Source organism: Providencia sp. PROV024 (assembly GCF_032709665.1).
GTDB classification, from domain to species: Bacteria; Pseudomonadota; Gammaproteobacteria; order Enterobacterales; family Enterobacteriaceae; genus Providencia; species Providencia huashanensis.
In genome coordinates this window covers 1-20,216 of sequence record NZ_CP120546.1, presented here as the reverse complement: position 1 = coordinate 20,216, position 20,216 = coordinate 1, and the positions used below count along the sequence as shown (strand labels likewise).

At 42.7% G+C, this 20,216-nt stretch carries 19 protein-coding genes; 5 read left to right on the top strand and 14 right to left on the bottom strand.

Going from position 1 to position 20,216, the window contains the following annotated elements; all coding sequences use genetic code 11:
* Positions 1-142 precede the first annotated feature (142 nt).
* The gene (gene malT, locus P3L56_RS21070; RefSeq protein ID WP_094963191.1) at positions 143-2,851 is read left to right on the top strand and encodes an HTH-type transcriptional regulator MalT; all 2,709 of its coding nucleotides are present in this window, start codon (positions 143-145) and stop codon (positions 2,849-2,851) included.
* 250 nt (positions 2,852-3,101) lie between these two features.
* On the opposite strand, the gene P3L56_RS21065 is transcribed toward malT, so the two are convergent.
* From P3L56_RS21065 to malK, 4 genes are all read right to left on the bottom strand, one after another.
* Positions 3,102-3,434, bottom strand: a complete 333-nt coding sequence (locus P3L56_RS21065) for a DUF2628 domain-containing protein (RefSeq protein ID WP_094963192.1) — start codon at positions 3,432-3,434, stop codon at positions 3,102-3,104.
* 268 nt (positions 3,435-3,702) lie between these two features.
* Positions 3,703-4,605, bottom strand: a complete 903-nt coding sequence (malM, locus tag P3L56_RS21060; protein WP_094963193.1) for a maltose operon protein MalM — start codon at positions 4,603-4,605, stop codon at positions 3,703-3,705.
* A 64-nt stretch (positions 4,606-4,669) separates the two neighbouring features.
* Positions 4,670-5,971, bottom strand: a complete 1,302-nt coding sequence (locus tag P3L56_RS21055; protein ID WP_094963194.1) for a maltoporin — start codon at positions 5,969-5,971, stop codon at positions 4,670-4,672.
* Between the two features lie 41 nt (positions 5,972-6,012).
* Complete coding sequence (gene malK, locus P3L56_RS21050; protein ID WP_094963195.1) at positions 6,013-7,122, bottom strand: maltose/maltodextrin ABC transporter ATP-binding protein MalK; 1,110 nt, start codon at positions 7,120-7,122, stop codon at positions 6,013-6,015.
* A 354-nt stretch (positions 7,123-7,476) separates the two neighbouring features.
* Here malK and malE point away from each other — a divergent pair, with 354 nt between their 5' ends.
* From malE to malG, 3 genes are all read left to right on the top strand, one after another.
* Positions 7,477-8,667, top strand: coding sequence for a maltose/maltodextrin ABC transporter substrate-binding protein MalE (gene malE, locus P3L56_RS21045; RefSeq protein WP_094963196.1), 1,191 nt, complete (start codon positions 7,477-7,479; stop codon positions 8,665-8,667).
* A 66-nt stretch (positions 8,668-8,733) separates the two neighbouring features.
* Complete coding sequence (gene malF, locus P3L56_RS21040; protein WP_094963197.1) at positions 8,734-10,272, top strand: maltose ABC transporter permease MalF; 1,539 nt, start codon at positions 8,734-8,736, stop codon at positions 10,270-10,272.
* 15 nt (positions 10,273-10,287) lie between these two features.
* Positions 10,288-11,178 (top strand): maltose ABC transporter permease MalG, encoded by an 891-nt coding sequence (gene malG / locus P3L56_RS21035; RefSeq protein ID WP_094963198.1) that lies wholly within the window; start codon positions 10,288-10,290, stop codon positions 11,176-11,178.
* A gap of 300 nt (positions 11,179-11,478) precedes the next feature.
* Here the strand turns inward: malG and arsC are convergent, their stop codons facing one another.
* From arsC to P3L56_RS21010, 5 genes are read right to left on the bottom strand one after another with little or no spacing between them, the layout of a single operon-like run.
* Positions 11,479-11,895: a glutaredoxin-dependent arsenate reductase gene (arsC, locus tag P3L56_RS21030; protein WP_094963199.1), complete on the bottom strand. Its 417-nt coding sequence runs from the start codon at positions 11,893-11,895 to the stop codon at positions 11,479-11,481.
* A 10-nt stretch (positions 11,896-11,905) separates the two neighbouring features.
* Positions 11,906-13,195, bottom strand: coding sequence for an arsenic transporter (locus P3L56_RS21025; RefSeq protein ID WP_166267946.1), 1,290 nt, complete (start codon positions 13,193-13,195; stop codon positions 11,906-11,908).
* Between the two features lie 54 nt (positions 13,196-13,249).
* The gene (gene arsA, locus P3L56_RS21020; protein WP_191901270.1) at positions 13,250-15,001 is read right to left on the bottom strand and encodes an arsenical pump-driving ATPase; all 1,752 of its coding nucleotides are present in this window, start codon (positions 14,999-15,001) and stop codon (positions 13,250-13,252) included.
* Positions 15,002-15,014: 13 nt separating this feature from the next.
* Entirely contained in the window at positions 15,015-15,380 is a 366-nt protein-coding gene (gene arsD, locus P3L56_RS21015; RefSeq protein WP_042847034.1) for an arsenite efflux transporter metallochaperone ArsD, read from the bottom strand.
* Between the two features lie 47 nt (positions 15,381-15,427).
* Complete coding sequence (locus tag P3L56_RS21010; RefSeq protein ID WP_042847035.1) at positions 15,428-15,763, bottom strand: metalloregulator ArsR/SmtB family transcription factor; 336 nt, start codon at positions 15,761-15,763, stop codon at positions 15,428-15,430.
* A gap of 243 nt (positions 15,764-16,006) precedes the next feature.
* Here P3L56_RS21010 and P3L56_RS21005 point away from each other — a divergent pair, with 243 nt between their 5' ends.
* A complete protein-coding gene (locus P3L56_RS21005) occupies positions 16,007-16,585 on the top strand; it encodes a hypothetical protein (protein ID WP_042847036.1) in 579 nt (192 codons plus the stop codon).
* Positions 16,586-16,747: 162 nt separating this feature from the next.
* Here the strand turns inward: P3L56_RS21005 and P3L56_RS21000 are convergent, their stop codons facing one another.
* The 5 genes from P3L56_RS21000 to P3L56_RS20980 all read right to left on the bottom strand — a co-directional run bounded on the left by P3L56_RS21000 (position 16,748) and on the right by P3L56_RS20980 (position 20,216).
* Entirely contained in the window at positions 16,748-17,119 is a 372-nt protein-coding gene (locus tag P3L56_RS21000; RefSeq protein ID WP_042847037.1) for a hypothetical protein, read from the bottom strand.
* 58 nt (positions 17,120-17,177) lie between these two features.
* Positions 17,178-17,660: a hypothetical protein gene (locus P3L56_RS20995; protein ID WP_042847038.1), complete on the bottom strand. Its 483-nt coding sequence runs from the start codon at positions 17,658-17,660 to the stop codon at positions 17,178-17,180.
* Positions 17,661-17,845: 185 nt separating this feature from the next.
* The gene (locus P3L56_RS20990) at positions 17,846-18,277 is read right to left on the bottom strand and encodes a hypothetical protein (RefSeq protein WP_144138807.1); all 432 of its coding nucleotides are present in this window, start codon (positions 18,275-18,277) and stop codon (positions 17,846-17,848) included.
* A gap of 62 nt (positions 18,278-18,339) precedes the next feature.
* The gene (locus tag P3L56_RS20985) at positions 18,340-18,825 is read right to left on the bottom strand and encodes a hypothetical protein (RefSeq protein WP_226617273.1); all 486 of its coding nucleotides are present in this window, start codon (positions 18,823-18,825) and stop codon (positions 18,340-18,342) included.
* Positions 18,826-19,343: 518 nt separating this feature from the next.
* Positions 19,344-20,216 (bottom strand): RepB family plasmid replication initiator protein, encoded by an 873-nt coding sequence (locus tag P3L56_RS20980; protein ID WP_052219406.1) that lies wholly within the window; start codon positions 20,214-20,216, stop codon positions 19,344-19,346.

Genomic DNA, 20,216 nt, shown 5'->3' with positions numbered 1-20,216 from the left:
AGAGTAAATTGTGATACTGCGCACCTTTGTCATGATCAATGATCTAACATGCTTGCATAAATCTAGAATCTGATAGAAGTTATATAAAGAACTTTGATATATCACGAGCGAGTACTTCTTCCGTATGGTTACCCCACTGAGTATGTTAATTCCGTCTAAGTTAAGCCGTCCTGTCCGCCATCAAAATACGGTGGTGCGCGAGCGACTTTTAACTTTATTAGGGTCAACAACACATTACCGCCTTATTTTAGTCACTAGCCCTGCGGGGTACGGAAAAACGACGTTACTTTCCCATTGGGCAACCGAGAAACAACATATCGGTTGGTACACACTCGATGATGGAGACAACCAATCGGAACGTTTTGCCCATTATTTAATTGCGGCAATCCAACAAGCCACCCAAGGTTGTTGCCCAAATAGCGAATCAATGGCACAAAAACGCCAATACGCTAATTTAAACTCATTGTTTTCATTGCTTTTTATCGAATTAACACAATGGCAGCACCCCATTTGGCTAATCATTGATGACTATCATCTGATCAATAACCCAGCCATTCATGATGCTATGCGTTTTTTTTTGAAACACCAACCTGATAACCTGACACTTGTTATCTCCTCCCGCAATGTCCCTCAGTTAGGTGTTGCTAATTTACGAGTGCAAGAGCAGCTTCTTGAAATCGACAGTCAGCATTTAGCCTTCACCCATCCAGAAGCCAAACAATTTTTTGATAATCGCCTTGAAATCCCACTGGAAACAAGCGAATGCCAACGGTTATGTGATGATGTTGCGGGTTGGGTTACGGCATTGCAGTTAATCGCCCTATCAGCTAAGCAAGACTCCCATGCAGCAAAACACTCCGCACGTCGATTATCAGGGATTAATTCCAGTCACCTAAATGAATATTTAGTGGATGAGGTTCTCGACAATGTAAATGGGGAAATGCGCCGTTTACTTCTGACCAGTTCATTATTGCGCTCAATGAATGATGCATTAATTGCGCGTATTTCTGGTACGGAAAATGGCCAAATGCAATTGGAAGATATCGAACGCCAAGGGCTATTTTTACAACGAATGGATAGCTACGGTGATTGGTTTAATTACCATCCCTTATTTAGTAGTTTCTTGAGGCAGCGTTGCCAATGGGAACTCGCCAGCGAACTTCCTCAACTGCATCACGCTGCCGCAGAAGGCTGGATGGCACTGGGTTTCCCGAGCGAAGCTATCCACCACGCTCTCGCCGCTGAAAATCCATTAATGTTACGGGACATCCTACTACAGCATGCATGGGAGCTATTCCATCAAAGTGAATTATCATTACTCGAAAGCTCATTACAGGCTATACCGTGGGAAATGCTATTGGATAATCCTAAGCTTATTTTATTACAAGCTTGGTTAATGCAAAGCCAGCATCGCTATGGTGAAGTGAATACTTTATTGGATAGCGCCGAGCGAGAAATGACCAAAGAACTCGACCATGCGCTACGGGGTGAATTTGACGCGCTACGCGCCCAAGTTGCTATCAATAAGGGTAACCCAAATGAAGCAGAGAAACTGGCACACTCCGCGCTCAATTTGCTTCCTGAAACCAACTATTATGGGCATATCATTGCAACATCTGTACTCGGTGAAGTTCATCATTGCACGGGGAATTTACAGCGTTCCCTTAGCATGATGCAAGAAATCGAAGCCATGGCCCATCGCCATTCAACTTGGCACTATGTTCTATGGAGCATGCTGCAACAAAGTGAGATTTTATTCGCGCGTGGGTTTCTGCAATCAGCCTATGATATTCAAGAAAAAGCGTCTGAGTTAATTCATGAACAACATCTAGAACAATTGCCTATGCATGAATTTCTCTTACGTATTCGCTCACAATTAATGTGGGCTTGGGGAAGACTCGAAGAATCGGAAAGTGCAGCACGTTTAGGCATGAAAGTACTGTCAAATTACCAACCTCAACAACAGCTGCAATGTGTTGTTTTAGTTGTACTCAATGCGCTCGTTCGTGGTGATATTGATAACGCTCGCAGTCATTTGCATTTAATCGAAAATTTACTCAGCAATGGGATCTATCATGATGACTGGGTCTCAAATGCTGATGAAGCGAGAGTCATTTATTGGCAGTTAATCAATGATAAAACTGCCGCTGAAAGCTGGTTACAACAAACATTAAAACCCGCTTTGGCAAGTAATCATTTTTTACAACGTCAATGGCGTAATATTGCCCGTGCCCAAATTCTACTTGGTGAATATGACTCCGCGTTTGAAATCCTTGAAGAGTTGAATCTTAATGCGCGCAATTTGGAGCTAGTGAGTGATTTAAATCGCAATTTACTGCTGCTTAATCAACTTTATTGGCAGAAAAATGACAAAAATGCCGCCCAATCGACACTGATTGAAGCCCTTAATCTTGCGGGTCGTACTGGTTTTCTGAGCTATTTTGTCATTGAAGGTGAATCGATGGCGCAGCAATTGCGCTTGTTGCTACAGCTTAATGTCCTTTCTGAACTAGAAAGACACAGAGCACAGCATATTTTACGTGAAATCAATCAACATCATCGCCACAAGTTTGCTCACTTTGATGAAAACTTTGTAAATCGCTTATTAACCCATCCTCAAGTTCCTGAGTTAATAAGAATTAGCCCGCTAACTCAACGCGAATGGCAAGTCCTTGGGTTGATTTACTCAGGTTATAGCAATGTGCAAATAGCCAATGAATTTAACGTGGCTTCGACCACAATAAAAACACATATTCGCAATCTGTATCAAAAACTGGGCGTGCTTCATCGCCAAGAAGCAGTGGCACTCGCTCGCCAATTACTGCAAACCATGGGCTATAATGCGGTTTAAATCGAGTAGAAGACAGGAACACTCCTGTCATCCTCTCACACCACTAATAAAAGAGGCCGCACTAGGCAACCTTGAAAAAATTAGAATGAATAACTCGATAAGCACTTTAACTAAACAATTTAGCTTGCCATGTCAGCATTTTTATTGGATTTATTAAGACTGAGAGGAATGGTGTTGTGACTGATATAGTTCAGGCTAAGTACACTATCATCAGATACTCAGTTCGTGATAACCGCACATTACACCACTATCAAACGTACCCTTGCATTTTTAATCTAAACATATAGTTTTTGTTGATTGTGGCACCTTGATACACAGAATATAAAATTCTAATTAAAAAGATCACCGATGCTAGCCTAGTGTCACCAGTACTTTCTGCAATACCGTTCGCACCAAGCGACAACGTTATAAATATAAGACCAACAACTAACCACAGAGCAAAAGACCCCCACATTTTTCTATACAGATACACCCAAAAACCAAAGAAAAATGCCGTCCATGAGAATCCGTTTTTGACTATAACGGTGTTCGTACCTTTCGTAAACGTTATATATTTAAGGTTAGCATTTATTGAATTATCCATAATTCTTTCATCACATAAGTTAAATTTTACTTGCAATGTACAATAAAAAATAAGCTTATAGCGAGCTTCAGTTCGATTACAACGTATTCACTCTGATCAATCTAGAATCGAATAGGAGACTGGAACACCCCCGTACATACGAAGTTGGTTCATGTTAATGCAGGAACGGCCAGCACAGCAAACAGACAGCACCACGCTCGACGCATCATTAAAAAAGTGCGCATTACGCGCACTTAGAGGACATAGAACAACAACGAGGTATTTAAATTTATGGCTTTTTCACATTTTCAATAAATGTCTTACGTGCCGATTTGGATCCTAAACGTTCAGCTTCATCAAGCAATTTCAATGCACTATCTATATCACCGTTATCAATCGATTTTTTAATAGCCTGATTAAAGTAATCTTCTGTACCGGATAAAATTTCGGCTTGTTTTACTGGCGGAGTAGCCACTGCAACCGATGTACTTGCAGTATCCCCCACAGTGACAGGGGCAACTTTAGGTGAACCAAATAGTGCACCAATCAACACGCTTGAATTCGAATTTGAAGCGACATTTAGCTTTAACTTACCTTGAGTTACGTGCTTAGCGATGGGGTCTGGAATATCAGGCACCGCATTTCCGACACCCTTCGCGTAAGCTTTTGCTGGGTCAATTTGAGTTGTCGTGTTCTTTAAATCATCCGGTGTGGTAAACACCAGTAAATAAAGCTGTTTTTGGCCTAATGCAGGAGTCAGTTTAATTGTGCCACTCAGGCTATCACCTTCCATGACACTGGCCTCTTGATAAGTAAAATATTGGCTAGGGAAATAAGCAAAAGGCGTCATATTTTGGTCAAAAACCAACACATTAGGCGAATACACTTGATGGCGGTTTATTTCGCTATTCAAGTTTATGGTTAACTCACCCATATTGGCAGGAACACTATAAGCAGCAACAGGGCCACTAATATTGGCGAAATTAAGGGATTGCCCTTGTTGAGCTAAATCAATAATTGATTTTTCAGCTGGATTAACTGGTATCCATGATAGTTGCTGTAATGCAGTTGTCGCTATATTGGGTGCTGCTGATAAATCTTGCGGCACGATATTCACTTCTGCGAAACTGATAGCAGGTACCCCCGCCAGCAACCCCATACTTAAACACAGCGCTAAAAGTTTCTTTTTCATTATATTTTTCACCTATCATCGCATTGATAATAAATGGGAAGATATCGCTACCTTCCCTTTGTAATTACCACCAAATTTCCATTTGAGCGCCATAAGTGAATTCGTCATTATCACCACGACTATTGGTTAACGTGCCTTTACCGCTATTATCTCGGAATGCATTATTGGTAATATCGCCGCTGCTATTTTTCGCATAGCCCCAGTTTTCATCCCATTTTGCATAACTTACATAGAAACGAATGGCGGGACGAGACCAAATACTATCTCCGGCTTGCCATTGCTGGGCTAACGTCATTTTATATTGGCTATTATGTGAGCCAACCTCTTGGGATTTCACGTTATCGTACCCAACTTCAAATAATGTGCTCATTATTGGTGTCCACTTGTACATAGGTCTGACACCGACCGTCCACCAATCCGTTCCTTTGCCATTATCCAAGTCGAGTTTTTGGTACATTCCGACATACATTAAGTCCCATTTATCACCGAGGGAAATACCTCCGTGATCAATAAACCGCCATAGCTTACCGTCATTGTTAATACTTGAGCCTTGCGCCACACCTTTCCCTTGAGATGTCATCGCATCCGTTGCGTACTGAACAACAAATTTATTGAAGCCATTGAGAACACTTTGAGTGTGTTCCGCAGTGAACATCCAACCATTTTTTGAGGCATCATTTTCTAAATGGTAACCATCAGAAGGGTTTGCACGCCCATAGTCGATTCCCAGTTCTAGAACACCACCTGGGTTGACTTCAAGGTTTGATAGACGGACATCATAGGTATCATTTGCAGTACGATCTGCATACTTACGTTGCTGATTACTAATGAAGTTGTAGGAACCACCCGTTTCAGAAGCGCGAGTCGCCGCTAACGCCAGTTTTCCGAAACCTAAATCAATATTATCAATCCCTGTGCCTGGACCTGAAATATCCCAATAGTAAAAGTCAATCATATGAATATCGTGACGTTTATAGAAACGCTTACCCGCCCAAATATCAGCTTCTGGTAAACTGTCGATCAGGTTATTCCCTTGCACAAAAACCTCACGAAAAGCGGGGCTAGTGCTTTCCCAGTCATTCTGCTGCGAAACGGAATAAGCGACATTCGTATCAAAATAAAAGCTCTTATCGCCTTCTTTCCATACCTCTTGCCCTAATTTTAACTCTGCGTAAGTTTCACATTCATTACCTAAACGGTATTTACTTTGTGCACCTGTGACTTGAAAACATTTTTGCTCTCCACCGCTTCCCGTCCAACCAATACCAGAACGCGCATAACCGTGGAAATCAACTGCGAATGCCTGTAGTGGAACTGTTGCTGCAAGAATAGCCATAGTTAACGAATGCTTACGCAAAGTTATCATTTTAATACTCCTAGAGTTGCTTTTATTATGTAGGGATAGTGTTAAACGCCCTGTTCTTTATGCAACCGACGACACGCAGTACCATCCTCTCGAAATAGGTGGCAGCGTTCAGGTGGCAGACCAATGGCGAATGAGGCCCCCTCCTCAACTAACACAATATCGTTTTGCCGATATACAAGGTTTTGGGAGATAGCAGGGATCTGAATATAGATTTGTGTTTCATTACCTAACTGCTCAACAACTTGCACAGTCCCCTCTAAAACAATGCTGGCAATGTTGCTCGGTAAAAGATGTTCAGGGCGAACCCCTAAAGACATCCGGCTACCGACTTGAACATTTGAGCTATCAACAGGTAGCCAAATCTTTTGGTTATTGGGTAATTCAACTTGAACTTGTTCTACTGCGGTGGCAGTTACCTTTACAGGTAAAAAATTCATTTTTGGCGATCCAATAAACCCTGCAACAAAACGGTCAGCAGGATAATGGTAAAGCTCCAGAGGCTTACCCACTTGCGCCACTCTTCCGGCATCCAGTACCACAATTTTATTGGCAAGAGTCATCGCTTCTACTTGGTCATGAGTCACATATATCATTGTGCGTTTCAACCGTTTATGCAGCTTGGATATTTCAATACGCATTTGCACTCGCAAAGCCGCATCAAGGTTAGATAACGGTTCATCCAATAAAAATACGTTTGGCTCCGCAACCAAGGTACGCCCAATGGCGACACGCTGACGTTGCCCGCCGGATAGCGCTTTAGGCCGTCGCTCAAGTAAATGAGCCAGTTGCAAAACCTCGGCGACTTGTGTGACTCGTTGGTTTCTTATCGCTTTACTAACACCGGATAATTTCAAACCAAACGACATGTTTTCGGCAACGCTCAGGTGCGGATAGAGTGCATAAGACTGAAAAACCATTCCAACACCGCGTTCTGCAGGTGGTATTTCATTCATTTTTGTTTCGCCGATGAATAAATCACCACTAGTGATATCTTCAAGGCCTGCGATCATCCGCAATAACGTCGATTTACCGCAGCCTGATGGCCCAACAAAAACAACAAACTCACCCTCTTGGATATCGAGATTGATATTTTTCAATACCACGACATCCCCCCACGCCTTAGTCACATTCTGTAACTGCACACTCGCCATACTTCTAATCCTCATGACATCTTACTGTTTGCAAACAAGTATATTTCAATGGCAGGGACTATAACGGATTGTTGAAAATGAATAATCATCCGTCCGTACTTTTTTATGGAGGGAGGAGAAAGAAGGATAAAATTGAACCGTCATGAGAAAATTACGTAAGCTATTGATGATTTTTGGGCGCTAGGCCATGATATTCCACCTGATTGTTGTGACCTTGATTGCAGAAATAGCAATTATGTTAATTAGATCACAATGCAACAGGTGGAGGCGTAGAGTGGGGGATGATGAGAATATCGTTTTGACAACGCAAACTTAAAACAGTACTGCTCTCTATCACAACTACAGGACGGGAACATGAAAACAAAAACTAGCACTCGCCTACTCGTGCTTTCAACATTAATTACAGCAATATTCTCTACCTCTGCATTAGCAAAAATGGAAGAGGGAAAACTCGTCATCTGGATCAATGGTGACAAAGGCTATAATGGTTTAGCTGAAGTTGGTAAGCAATTTGAAGAAAGTACCGGTATTAAAGTCAGTGTCGAGCACCCTGACAAGTTAGAAGAAAAATTCCCTATGGTGGCAGCAACAGGAGATGGTCCGGATATTATCTTCTGGGCCCATGACCGATTTGGCGGTTATGCACAATCGGGTTTATTAGCTGAAATCACCCCTGACCAAACATTTAAAGACAAAGTGTTTGATTTTGCATGGGATGCAACGGTATTTGACGGAAAACTCATTGCCTATCCTATTGCCGTTGAGTCTTTATCGCTCATCTACAATAAAGACTTAGTCCCTAACCCGCCTAAAACATGGGAAGAAATCCCAGCGCTGGATAAACAACTGCGTGAACAAGGCAAAAGTGCCATCATGTTCAACTTACAAGAACCTTACTTCACATGGCCACTCATTGCCGCTGATGGCGGATACGCATTTAAGTCCGTCAATGGCAAATACGATGTTAAAGATATCGGGGTTAATAATGCAGGGTCGGTTGCAGGGCTCTCATTTATCGTTGATATGGTAAAAAATAAACATATCAGCCCAGACACTGACTACTCCATTTCAGAAGCGGCCTTCAATAAAGGCAATACCGCGATGACCATCAATGGTCCTTGGTCTTGGGGAAATATCGATAAAAGCAATATCAATTATGGCGTCGCTGTTTTACCGACCTTCCACGGACAGCCGTCAAAACCTTTCGTCGGTGTTCTCAGTGCTGGGATCAACGCAGCCAGCCCAAATAAAGAGCTCGCCAAAGAGTTCCTCGAAAATTACCTAATAACAGATGAAGGGTTAGAAAGCGTTAATAAAGATAAGCCACTCGGTGCTGTCGCCTTAAAATCTTACCAAGAGAAACTGGAACAAGACTCACGTATTGCCGCTACCATGCAAAATGCGCGCAATGGTGAAATCATGCCTAACATCCCTCAAATGTCTGCTTTTTGGTATGCCGTTCGTACTGCAACCCTGAATGCGCTTTCTGAGCGCCAAACGGTCACTGATGCATTAAATGATGCGCAAAAACGTATCGTGAAATAATTTGCCTAACGACCCCGTTAAGGTTTAGCGGGGTCATCAAGCATTCCATTGTCGAGGAACAACTTCATGGATGTCGTAAAACGACCTCATTGGTGGCAGAACCATTTGGTCAAATGGTCTCTTGTTAGCCTACTTGGCTTATTATCCTGCTACCTTGTGGTTTTAATGTATGCACAAGGGGAATACCTGTTTGCCATTTTAACCCTAACATTGTGCTCCGTGGGGTTATATATTTATGCTAATCGTAAAACCTATGCATGGCGCTATGTATACCCAGGCTTGGCTGGAATGGCCTTATTTGTGCTTTTCCCATTAGTTGCCACAATCGCCATCGCGTTTACCAACTATAGCAGCACCAACCAACTCACCTTTGAGCGAGCACAAGAAGTCCTATTAGATAGGTCATTTCAAACAGGAAAAGCATTAAATTTCAATTTATATCAACGAGATAACCAATGGCAGCTCGTGCTTAAAGATGGTGAGCAATTATTCAGCTCCGCCCCTTTTTCGTTAGATGGTAAACAACAAATTTCGCTAGAAGAAACGCCAAAAGTGCCAGAAGGTGAACGCGCAACACTGCGAACGGTCACGCAAAACAGGCAAAAACTGGCTGATATCACTGCGGTGATGCCTAATGGTGCTAAATTAGTGATTAGCTCTCTACGCCAATTTTCCAGTACAAACCCGTTATACACCTTAGCGGCAGATGGCTTGCTAACAAATAATAAAACTGGGGTTGTTTATCGACCAAATAATGAAGTTGGTTATTATGAAGCAATTAATAATTTAGGTGAATGGACAGGCGAACGCCTTACTCCTGGCTATACGGTCACCGTTAATTGGGACAACTTCGCTCGCGTATTTACGGATGAAGGTATTCAAAAACCCTTTATTGCGATTTTCCTATGGACCATTGTTTTTTCCGTACTGACCGTCGTTTTAACTGTCGCGGTTGGCATGGTGTTAGCCTGCCTAATTCAATGGGAGCAACTTAAAGGGAAAGCAATCTACAGGCTGCTACTCATTTTACCTTATGCCGTTCCTGCGTTCATTTCCATCTTGATATTCAAAGGGTTATTTAATCAAAGTTTTGGTGAAATCAACATGGTATTGAGCACCTTGTTTGGTATAAAACCAGACTGGTTTAGTGACCCAAATACTGCAAGATTAATGATTATTATCGTCAATACATGGTTGGGCTACCCTTATATGATGATTTTATGCATGGGGTTACTTAAAGCCATACCAGAGGATTTATACGAAGCATCAGCAATGGATGGTGCGGGGCCTTTGCAAAATTTCTTTTACATTACGCTGCCCTTATTACTTAAACCACTAACCCCATTAATGATTGCCAGTTTTGCCTTTAACTTTAATAACTTTGTCCTCATTCAACTACTGACGAATGGTGGTCCAGATCGCATCGGAACAACAACCCCTGCGGGTTATACAGACTTACTGGTAAGCTACACTTATCGGATTGCTTTTGAAGGCGGTGGTGGGCAAGAATTTGGTTTAGCCGCAGCTATTGCCACGTTGATATTCTTAATTGTTGGTGTCTTAGCCATTATTAACCTTAAAGCAACCCGCATGAAATTTGATTAACGGAGAAGCCAAACTATGTCGATGGTACAAGCTAAATCACAGAAATGGCGCATTGCATTTACACATTTATTTTTACTGGTTTTTATCGCTGCCATTATGTTTCCACTTCTAATGGTGGTCGCGATTTCATTACGCCCCGGCAACTTTGCAACAGGGAGTTTAATTCCTGAACATATCTCTTGGGATCACTGGCGTCTGGCTCTTGGCTTTAGCATTGAACATGCTGATGGTAGAGTCACTCCACCGCCTTTTCCCGTTTTATTATGGCTGTGGAACTCCGTAAAGGTGGCAGGTGTTACCGCGATTGGTATCGTCACCCTATCAACCACCTGCGCTTATGCTTTCGCACGCATGAAATTTAAAGGTAAGTCTACAATATTAAAGGGAATGTTAATTTTCCAAATGTTCCCTGCCGTACTCTCTCTTGTGGCTTTATATGCCCTATTTGATCGCCTAGGGCAATACATCCCCATCATTGGTTTGAATACCCACGGTGGCGTTATCTTTGCTTATTTGGGCGGTATTGCTTTACACGTTTGGACGATTAAAGGCTATTTTGAAACTATCGATGGCTCACTGGAAGAAGCCGCCGCTTTAGATGGCGCAACACCGTGGCAAGCCTTTAGATTAGTCTTGCTCCCGTTATCCGTTCCCATTTTAGCCGTCGTGTTTATTTTATCGTTTATTGCTGCGATCACAGAGGTTCCCGTTGCTTCATTATTATTGCGTGATGTTGAAAGCTATACGCTCGCTGTCGGAATGCAACAATATCTCAACCCACAGAACTACTTATGGGGCGACTTCGCGGCTGCCGCGGTACTTTCCGCCATTCCAATCACTGTCGTCTTTTTACTCGCACAACGTTGGCTAGTTAATGGCTTAACCGCAGGTGGGGTTAAAGGATAACAGCACAAAAGCGTTGAAGGCATACAGCTTAAGTGGCCTTCAACATGATAAAAACTGCGATTTTGTTACGATAAGCAAACCGGAGATAGCTATTTTAATAGTGACTCTCCGGTCAATATTTGGCGCTCAGTGATAGCTAATCATTCAACTTAATATCGATGCAATCGCCACTCTTGGCGGAATTTCATCAATGACTCAGAATCACATTTATATAAATGTGATTAACTCAGCTCAGCTTAATTTTTCCGTATAGAAACAAGCATTCAATATAAATCGATTAGCCTATAAACAGTTCCCCGCTTATTTACCTTGCTTATCAATCACAACCTCACCATCTTCTTTGATAAAATCACTTTGTTGCCTATTTGGTAAAATATCTAATACCACTTCAGAAGGCCGGCACAACTTTACGCCTAGTGGAGTGACGACAATCGGCCGATTAATCAGAATCGGGTACTGCAACATAAAATCAATGAGTTGGTCATTTGTATAGTTATCTTGTTCTAAATTTAATTGCTCATATGGTTCAACATTTTTTCGCAGTAATGCCCTTACCGTGATTTTCATATCGGCAATAAGTTTTACTAACACATCCTTAGTCGGCGGCGTGTCAAGATAGTAAATAATCGTTGGCTCAACACCACTATTGCGGATCATTGCAAGGGTATTGCGCGAAGTACCGCAATTGGGGTTATGGTAGATGGTGATATCATTCATTGGGTTACCTTTAATTTAATAGTGAAAGTCGGAGCACTAGCGCAACAAGTGTGACTATGAGCACCGGGATCGTCATGATAATCCCTGTTTTGAAATAATATCCCCATGTAATGGTCATGTTCTTTTGTGATAAAACATGAAGCCACAACAATGTCGCCAAACTCCCTATTGGTGTGATTTTAGGCCCCAAATCGGCACCAATCACATTGGCATAAACCATTGCTTGTTGGATTAACCCCGTCGCGTCACTCCCTTCAATAGATAGCGCACCAATTAATACCGTTGGCATGTTATTCATTATTGAGGATAAAAATGCAGTGATAAATCCCGTACCAATTGTTGCTACCCATAACCCTTTATCCGCAAGGTAATTGAGCGTTTCAGAAAGATAATCGGTTAACCCTGCATTTCTTAAACCATAAACAACCAAATACATACCTAAAGAGAAAATGACGATTTGCCACGGTGCACCACGTAAGACTTTTTTGGTATTAATCGTTTGGCCTCTGGCTGCAATCACCCAAAGAATTAAGGCGCCAATAGCGGCAATCGCACTAACCGGAATCCCCAAAGGCTCTAAAACAAAAAAACCAACCAGTAATAACACCAGTACTAACCAACCCGCTTTAAAGGTAGTCATATCCTTAATGGCTAAAGTCGGTTCACTCAGTTTGGTTACATCATATTGTTTAGGAATATCTTTACGGAAAAACCAATGCAACATCACGAGTGTTGCAACAATTGCTGCAATATCTACTGGCACCATAATCGATGCATATTCAGTAAATCCAATATTAAAGAAATCCGCAGAAACAATATTAACGAGGTTCGAGACAATCAGCGGCAAGCTTGCTGTATCTGCGATAAACCCTGCCGCCATGACAAAGGCTAACGTCGTGCCTTTATTGAAACCAAGCGCAAGTAACATTGCAATCACAATGGGCGTTAATATCAATGCCGCACCATCGTTGGCAAATAAAGCAGCCACCGTTGCACCAAGTAACACAATATAGCTGAATAACAGTCTTCCTTTACCCCCGCCCCACTTGGCAACATGTAATGCCGCCCATTCAAAGAAACCACTTTCATCTAAAAGTAGGCTGATAATAATGACTGCAACAAATGTCGCTGTGGCATTCCACACAATATTCCAAACTATCGGAATATCTTGAAAGCTAATGACGCCAAAAATAAGGGCTAAAACGGCCCCTGCCGTAGCACTCCAGCCAATACCCAGTCCTTTGGGCTGCCAAATAACAAAGGTGATCGTTAAAATAAAAATGAATGCGGCAATAAACATAAAAACCTCATGAAAAGGTGCTTTTCCGCACCTTTTATTTTTAGAAAATAAAACTTATTCTGCGAGCTGACTTAATGCAGATATCCCCACAGGCTCTGTTTCAAGCAAAGGAACAATAGCAACACGTTTTGCCAATGTTGATGTCACCTTTTCAATCTGAGCGACTTCCTGTTCTGCTCTTGAAAGTAACAATGGTGATGTTGTTTCCGTGATAGATAGACTGTTATTGATCACCCACGCCCACGGATGTATATCTGCCCGTATTAAATCATTTTGTAAGTTCTCCGCCTCAAGCACAGGCGTAGTTTCAGCGAGTGTCGTAATAATAACTTTGGTGCGTTCAGGATCTTGTAATTGCATCATCGGTGTTAAATAGTGGCCTTTTTCGCCCATTTTTTTAGCAATTTCTTTATGGTATGCCCCTGTTGCATCTAGAAGTAATAATGTATGTCCAGTCGGCGCAGTATCCATGACGACAAAACGTTTACCCGCGTCTCTAATGATGCGAGAAAATGCCTGAAATACCGCTATTTCTTCTGTGCATGGAGAGCGTAAATCTTCCTCTAGTAATGCACGCCCCTCTTCATCTAAATCTTTCCCTTTGGTTTCTAAGACATAATTACGATAACGCTCAGTTTCAGCGATAGGGTCAATTCGGCTAACTTGAAGATTGGGTAAAACACCATTGAGGGTTGATTCAATATGCGCAGCTGGATCAGATGTGGTCAGATGTACATCAAGCCCTTTTTCTGCCAATTTAACTGCAATTGATGCCGCAATCGTTGTTTTCCCTACACCACCTTTGCCCATTAACATAATCAGCCCATGCTGTTGCTGAGATATTTCGCCAACCAGTTCTGACAAGGTAGGTAAAGAAATAGGTTGTTTTGTCGGAGTAATAGTTGGAATTTGTGGCATCTCATTAGATAACAACTGCTTCAGTGCATCGACACCCACCATATTGATATTTTGTAAATAAAGAATATCGACAGGTAACGAGCGTAGTGCTTCAGGCATAGACTCTAATGCCGCTTGTTCACGAGAGTAGAGCGCATGGGATAACTTATCATTTTCAGTCACCGCCGTTTCAGGGAAAACACCATTGACAATTAATTGCTGATTTCTGATACCCAGAGATGACAACTCGCTATAGGTTCTCGCAACCTCTCTCAATGCCGCTGATTGAGGTCGTGCAACTAATACTAACCTTGTTAGTGATTTATCACTCAACGCTTCCACCGCCATGCTGTACTGTTCACGTTGTTTATCAAGACCAGACATTGGCCCTAAACATGACGCACCATCAGGATTATCAGTAATAAAATCACTCCATGCACTCGGGAGTTGTAATAAACGGATGGTATGCCCCGTTGGTGCGGTATCAAAAATGATATAGTCAAATTGCTTTGTAATTTCGGTATTGGTTAACAACCCAGTAAATTCATCGAAAGCTGCAATCTCTGTGGTACAGGCACCTGATAGCTGTTCCGTAATACTTTGAATTACCGCTTCAGGTAAACTTTCTTTGATTGGATTAATAATTTTGTTTCGATATTCTTCAGCGGCAGCTTGAGGGTCTATTTCAATAGCAAATAAATTTGGAACCCATGTTATTGGCTTAATATTGTTGCCTATCGATTGAGAGAATACTTGCCCAACGTTAGAAGCTGGATCAGTGCTCACCAGTAAGACTTTTTTCCCTTTTTCAGCCAACTTAATTGCGGTCGCACAAGAAATAGAAGTTTTACCCACACCACCTTTTCCAGTAAAAAATAAATAATTAGGTGTGTTATCTAAAAATTTCATTTTATTGCTCCTGTTAACAACACGTTTTACCATTACCACAACACGATTTAACAATTTCGGCTTTTTCAATATTCGGCCGAATACCAAACCATCTTGCTAGCTCATGTCGTTTTGGGTATCGACCAGTCAGCACAATCTCACCATCAAGAATCAATAGTGGAAGTGACTCGGCGCCTGCGGTTTCCAAAAATGTTTTTGCTTTTGTGTTGTTAACGAACTCCATAGGCTCTTGCGCTAAATTAAAACGCCTTATACTTGCCCCTTGTTTTTTTAACCAATCCACATCTGTTGCGAAGTCTACCAATGCTTGATCGACTTCGGTTCCGCAAACACCAGTGCTACAGCATAATGCGGGATCAAATACTTCTAATTTTTTCATATCTCAACCTTATATATGTTTTTTCGAATATGTTAACTTAAAAATTTTTATATAGAACAGCTACTCGCAGGTTCTTTTGTCTCTAAGCTTTTGAGTAAATCTGCAACTCTATTTTTCTCTGTGGCATAGGTGACATCAATGATACTTTTCACCCACGGTAGTAATGCTGGAGATAATCGATAATGAACCCATTTACCATGTTTTGAATCGAGCAAAAGACCCGACTCTCTAAGCATTGCTAGATGTCGAGAAGTCTTTGGTTGCGATAAATTCAAGGCCGTATAGATGTCGCAAACACACAGTTCACCAGATGCTTTTAGCAGTAGCACGATATCCAGTCTGGTTTGGTCGGCTAAAATTTTAAACAGCAGTAGTGGTTCCATACTTTCTCCTATATTTAATGTGTGTAAGATATACCAAGGAAATACATTCGTCAAAACATATATATTGGCCTATGAATTATCTAAACGAACGCTATCTTTATTTATTGATAATTCCTTACTGAGGAAATTAGAACCTTTAATTTTTCAATGTAATAGTATCAAGTGTTAATACTGTCGTATAACACACTATCTGTAGCCCTTGATATTACAGGGCTAGGAGCAAACTTTGGACTTTTCGATGAAATGGGCACACAACCCCTGCTTGCCGTTAATTTGTTTAAGCAATCACAGCATTTTCGCGAAAAACAAAAGATCGAGGATGCAATTCATTACGGCCTAATGGCCTGTAATTCATTCACAGAATCCAGCGAATACTGGCTCGCTTTAGCCGGTTTATATCAACAATCGAAAAATAGACTTCTGAGTATCAAAGCCGCCTTAAATTCTTATGTGTCGAACTGGGGATTCGGAGTACCGCATGACAAAGTGCTTTATTTTTTGAAGCAAGGCATGGATTTTTCAGAGCTCAGCTCAGATCCTGTTATTCAAAAAGTCACTAGTGGTGGGCTTGACTTAAATTTCGGCGGCACAAAAACCAATCATAACTACCCGATGATGAAAGAATGCATCGACGCATATTTCTCTCTTAACCAGCCAGTCACTGCCCTAAAGTTATATCAGAATTATGCGTTCTCCATGTACACAGAGACAAGTGCATTTCAAGAACGCTATGATTTTCGAATTGAGGAATGGAAGTCTGACTTTAAAGCTTTATGCCTGAAATATCTGAATGACTCCAGATCTGAAGTTACATTAAAGTGATGTATGGCTAGAAACAAAAATGCCGCATGATTAGTGCGGCATTTTGCTGGTGGCTTAATCTACCCCGCTCTGGGGGAACCCCTCGCGCGGCGCGTCCCCTCAGACACGCTCGCTACTTCAGTTGCCATCAGCATATCACACCGATCGCCGATCGCAGATTTTTTATACCTTTTCTTTCTGCTTCAGCTTTTCGTACAGAGCCATATGCCACTGGTAAGAGTCCGTTCCAACATGCTCGATGATCTCGTGGCATTTCAGTTTATTCATTCTGCCGAACTGGGTCGGTATGCCCATTTCTAACAACACGCATTCTGTCGCATAATGCTTAGCTTGCTTCGTGTCTTCAGTGTTGACAGTTGGCAGCATACAGCAAGTCAAAAAGACCGACAAAGCCAAAAGAAAAACAAAAAACGTCGGGACCAACAAAAAACCCAGCCTATCCCTATTCCAGAAGTAAACAAAAAACACAGCACTGGCAACTGTAATACCCAACGAAATCAAGCTCGGTAATTCTACCGATTCAGCCATAATCATCCGCAAACTCCTTCGGATTTCACGTAGCGCGATCGAAAGTGACCACTTTACGATGCATTCACTCGGTTTCTTCTGGGATCACTGCGAGCGGCAGATCACTGTGAACAACCTGCCAGCATTTAGCGAACTTCAACCGCAGCACTCTCTCTTGACAAACCAAGACGGTGTCTTCGCTGTCACGTAACGCCACCAGTTTTTTACCCGCCTGCATAGGCGTAAACCTGCCCGACACACCCGATAAAACATGTTTACTGCCTGCCAGATGAATAACGGTGTTATTGCCATCAAAGGCACGGATCAGTGAATAGCGATATGGCCCTTCAAAATAAACCGGCTGTACCAGTTGCTGCTGCTCCCCTTCGACCAGAGAATTAACAAAAAACCGGTCCAAATTCATGCGTAATTTTTTTACGCCGGTCGGATCCTGATTTGCCACTGAAGATGGCACCACAAAATTCACCGATTGCATTTCTGCCGAAACAACCTGAGCGGAAACGGCCATTGCCACTACAGATACGATTACCCTGATCATGATTTTCATATGCTCAACTCGTTTGTAAAACCCTTACGGGTGGCGGTCGCCGTGCCGGTTACCCCAACAATGGATAATTATCCTGGTATACCGACTACCTTCAATTTATGGGCTTTTAGGTTTCCTCCCTGTCAGCCCGTGGAAACGTCATCCTGATTATCGTCTGTAAATTTGTGATAATCAGGGCTGTGACTTTACAGCGGTGTTTCTTCATTTTTCGGCACAAACAGCACACATGAACCGTTGCCTGATTGCACCACCTCCGGCGAGCAAGCGTATGTTTCCTTTGTAGAGGCGAAGACAGTGAATGCCCAGCCACCAGGAGGCATGTTGCCTTTTCCAGGACTGAGCCAATCCACCTGCCCTTTCAGTTCGTATCGGCTTCCGTCGTAAATAACGACGGTGTGCAGCGACTGGTCAACGGAAGTCACTTCCTCAACCAGGAATAATTCGACCGGGCCATCATGGACGTGATGTTTGATTTCAGAATACGGCCGAGTTTCCACAGGGCTTGCACCGATCTGATTAATGCGAGAGTCCTGTTGCTGATCGGATGTATCGACTGAGGCATGGAGCTCTGCTGTCAACATGAGCATACCAGCCAGAAGCAGGAATGGCTTTTTCAACACTTACCCCCTTTTATCGCTCCCCCACGGAGCACAAACAGAAAGTTTGCCCCTCAGCAAACTCACTGTTTTTTGATACTGACCGACTGACGCATGATTGCCAACACATCACTGGCTGACATTTTCCAAGCTTCAGCTTGACGTCGCAGTACAAAAGCGCCCAACTCTATTCGCCGAGCATGATCTAACATGAATGTCATTGTATTCCCGGCTTCAGAGATCGTCATGCCGCAACCCACTGACCCATTGTTATTTACCACAAAGCCTTTGTTTTTGTTCGCGCCGTGGAACTTAGCACGCATTTCTTTTTCAAGCCCGAATAAAGCGCCGCAAAATGCGGTCAATTCATACCGGGACAGTTGTATCGTGATTTTCTGATCCCAGAGCACATCGCGCCCTTCCAATGTCATGGGTGCCATCGAGATATTCAGCGTCAGAAAACCTTCTTTTCCTTCGGACTGCACGTATTGAACATCCAATGCCGTCCGCTTTTTTTCATCGCGCTGGCGATCAGAGTACAGCTTCAGCTGTTCACCAAATTGATTCATAATTCCTCCTGATACCATAGTATCCCCAGCCAAGCCCGTGACGAAATTTTCGCCACCAGGTCAAAAGGTGAGATTGAACGGGTAGTTTTATTGTTTTATTGCATTCAGACCATGCCCCGAATCTCACCAAAGTGAGTTTGAGCGGGAAATATATACTTAGTTTCGGTGAGTTTGAACGGGAAATATAGTCTTGTTGATCAAGGCCTGACGAAAAAGGTGTGATTGGATGGGATGGCAAGGGAATAATGTTGATTTTTTACCCTGTTTTATGTCCCTACAGCCCGCTTCTTGTCTAAAACTCCTGAGTTTGTTCTCTTTTTAACCGATCAGTTCCCGCTATAACACACTTTATCGCTAGGTTACCCGCTACGACTCACTTTGGACAGGACGCATACCCACCACAACTCACCTTTCTCAAGCTTACTCCTATCAGAATTACCCGTTCAAACTCACTCTTTCATTCGTTTTGTTTACCAAATAAAAAACCCGCCTTTCGACGGGTTTCCGATATGACTCGCTTAATCCAACGTCGGGTTTCGGTTGTGAACATGCACGACCGAGTCCCGTCCAGCCTTGATGACCTCGTATTGCAAATAGCCAATACTATTCAGTTCGTTGAGAGCGTCGGTGATTTTACGGTTTTGGTCTGCGACCCTACCATTCATCATCAAGCGTTCACGAAGCCTCGACATTTGGATTGGCGCAGGCTGTCGTGGCAACGCTTCGAAATAAGTATACAGCGCCTGGGCTGTCTCATTTCTCGGCAGTGCCATTAGCGGCTTGCGTCGTAACAAACTTAAGTGGTCATTGCTGTAGAGCTCCCAAAGGCGCTCATCTGCTTCCAGTACAACCAGATCATCGACAACATCAAATTCTGCCTTCAACAGCAAGCCTGTTACCAAAAACTTCTTGGTACCTGGCGTTGTGAATGTGATGGTCTTTGCCCTGATTCGAGTTAACGAGTCGGCTATCTCCTTACGCAATTTCGAATCTAGCCGCTTCGATGGATACCCGCAGAACTGCGAGAACTCGCTGAATTTAACCTTGATCTTATTTCCATGCAGAGCATCAGGACATGCGCTAAACGCATGGATAATCCCCAACCAGCAACGAAAATCAATGAAATAGTTAAGCTGTGGACCGGTGATCACCACGTTGGTGTAGCCTTCACTACGGGCATACTCCAGGTAGCTGAGCGATTCGCTCGCGTCCAACGGCTTACCAACCTTTCCTTTCGATCGGATATTCGGTGTAAACACGCCAAGCCGCAATAACGAGACGGGTTGAACACTCGAACTGTTTGTTATTGTGAGTTTCCTGTGTGACGAATTTTCGTCAGCAGGTATCGCATCCTTGAATAACAGGATGTTATTACTACAATTTTGTTGCAT

What these genes read in the sequence shown, in the direction of transcription:
- malT (WP_094963191.1), top strand. Translation starts at nt 143, where the DNA reads ATGTTAATTCCGTCTAAGTTAAGCCGTCCTGTCCGCCATCAAAATACG.
- P3L56_RS21065 (WP_094963192.1), bottom strand. Translation starts at nt 3,434, where the DNA reads ATGGATAATTCAATAAATGCTAACCTTAAATATATAACGTTTACGAAA.
- malM (WP_094963193.1), bottom strand. Translation starts at nt 4,605, where the DNA reads ATGAAAAAGAAACTTTTAGCGCTGTGTTTAAGTATGGGGTTGCTGGCG.
- P3L56_RS21055 (WP_094963194.1), bottom strand. Translation starts at nt 5,971, where the DNA reads ATGATAACTTTGCGTAAGCATTCGTTAACTATGGCTATTCTTGCAGCA.
- malK (WP_094963195.1), bottom strand. Translation starts at nt 7,122, where the DNA reads ATGGCGAGTGTGCAGTTACAGAATGTGACTAAGGCGTGGGGGGATGTC.
- malE (WP_094963196.1), top strand. Translation starts at nt 7,477, where the DNA reads ATGAAAACAAAAACTAGCACTCGCCTACTCGTGCTTTCAACATTAATT.
- malF (WP_094963197.1), top strand. Translation starts at nt 8,734, where the DNA reads ATGGATGTCGTAAAACGACCTCATTGGTGGCAGAACCATTTGGTCAAA.
- malG (WP_094963198.1), top strand. Translation starts at nt 10,288, where the DNA reads ATGTCGATGGTACAAGCTAAATCACAGAAATGGCGCATTGCATTTACA.
- arsC (WP_094963199.1), bottom strand. Translation starts at nt 11,895, where the DNA reads ATGAATGATATCACCATCTACCATAACCCCAATTGCGGTACTTCGCGC.
- P3L56_RS21025 (WP_166267946.1), bottom strand. Translation starts at nt 13,195, where the DNA reads ATGTTTATTGCCGCATTCATTTTTATTTTAACGATCACCTTTGTTATT.
- arsA (WP_191901270.1), bottom strand. Translation starts at nt 15,001, where the DNA reads ATGAAATTTTTAGATAACACACCTAATTATTTATTTTTTACTGGAAAA.
- arsD (WP_042847034.1), bottom strand. Translation starts at nt 15,380, where the DNA reads ATGAAAAAATTAGAAGTATTTGATCCCGCATTATGCTGTAGCACTGGT.
- P3L56_RS21010 (WP_042847035.1), bottom strand. Translation starts at nt 15,763, where the DNA reads ATGGAACCACTACTGCTGTTTAAAATTTTAGCCGACCAAACCAGACTG.
- P3L56_RS21005 (WP_042847036.1), top strand. Translation starts at nt 16,007, where the DNA reads ATGGGCACACAACCCCTGCTTGCCGTTAATTTGTTTAAGCAATCACAG.
- P3L56_RS21000 (WP_042847037.1), bottom strand. Translation starts at nt 17,119, where the DNA reads ATGATTATGGCTGAATCGGTAGAATTACCGAGCTTGATTTCGTTGGGT.
- P3L56_RS20995 (WP_042847038.1), bottom strand. Translation starts at nt 17,660, where the DNA reads ATGAAAATCATGATCAGGGTAATCGTATCTGTAGTGGCAATGGCCGTT.
- P3L56_RS20985 (WP_226617273.1), bottom strand. Translation starts at nt 18,825, where the DNA reads ATGAATCAATTTGGTGAACAGCTGAAGCTGTACTCTGATCGCCAGCGC.
- P3L56_RS20980 (WP_052219406.1), bottom strand. Translation starts at nt 20,216, where the DNA reads ATGCAACAAAATTGTAGTAATAACATCCTGTTATTCAAGGATGCGATA.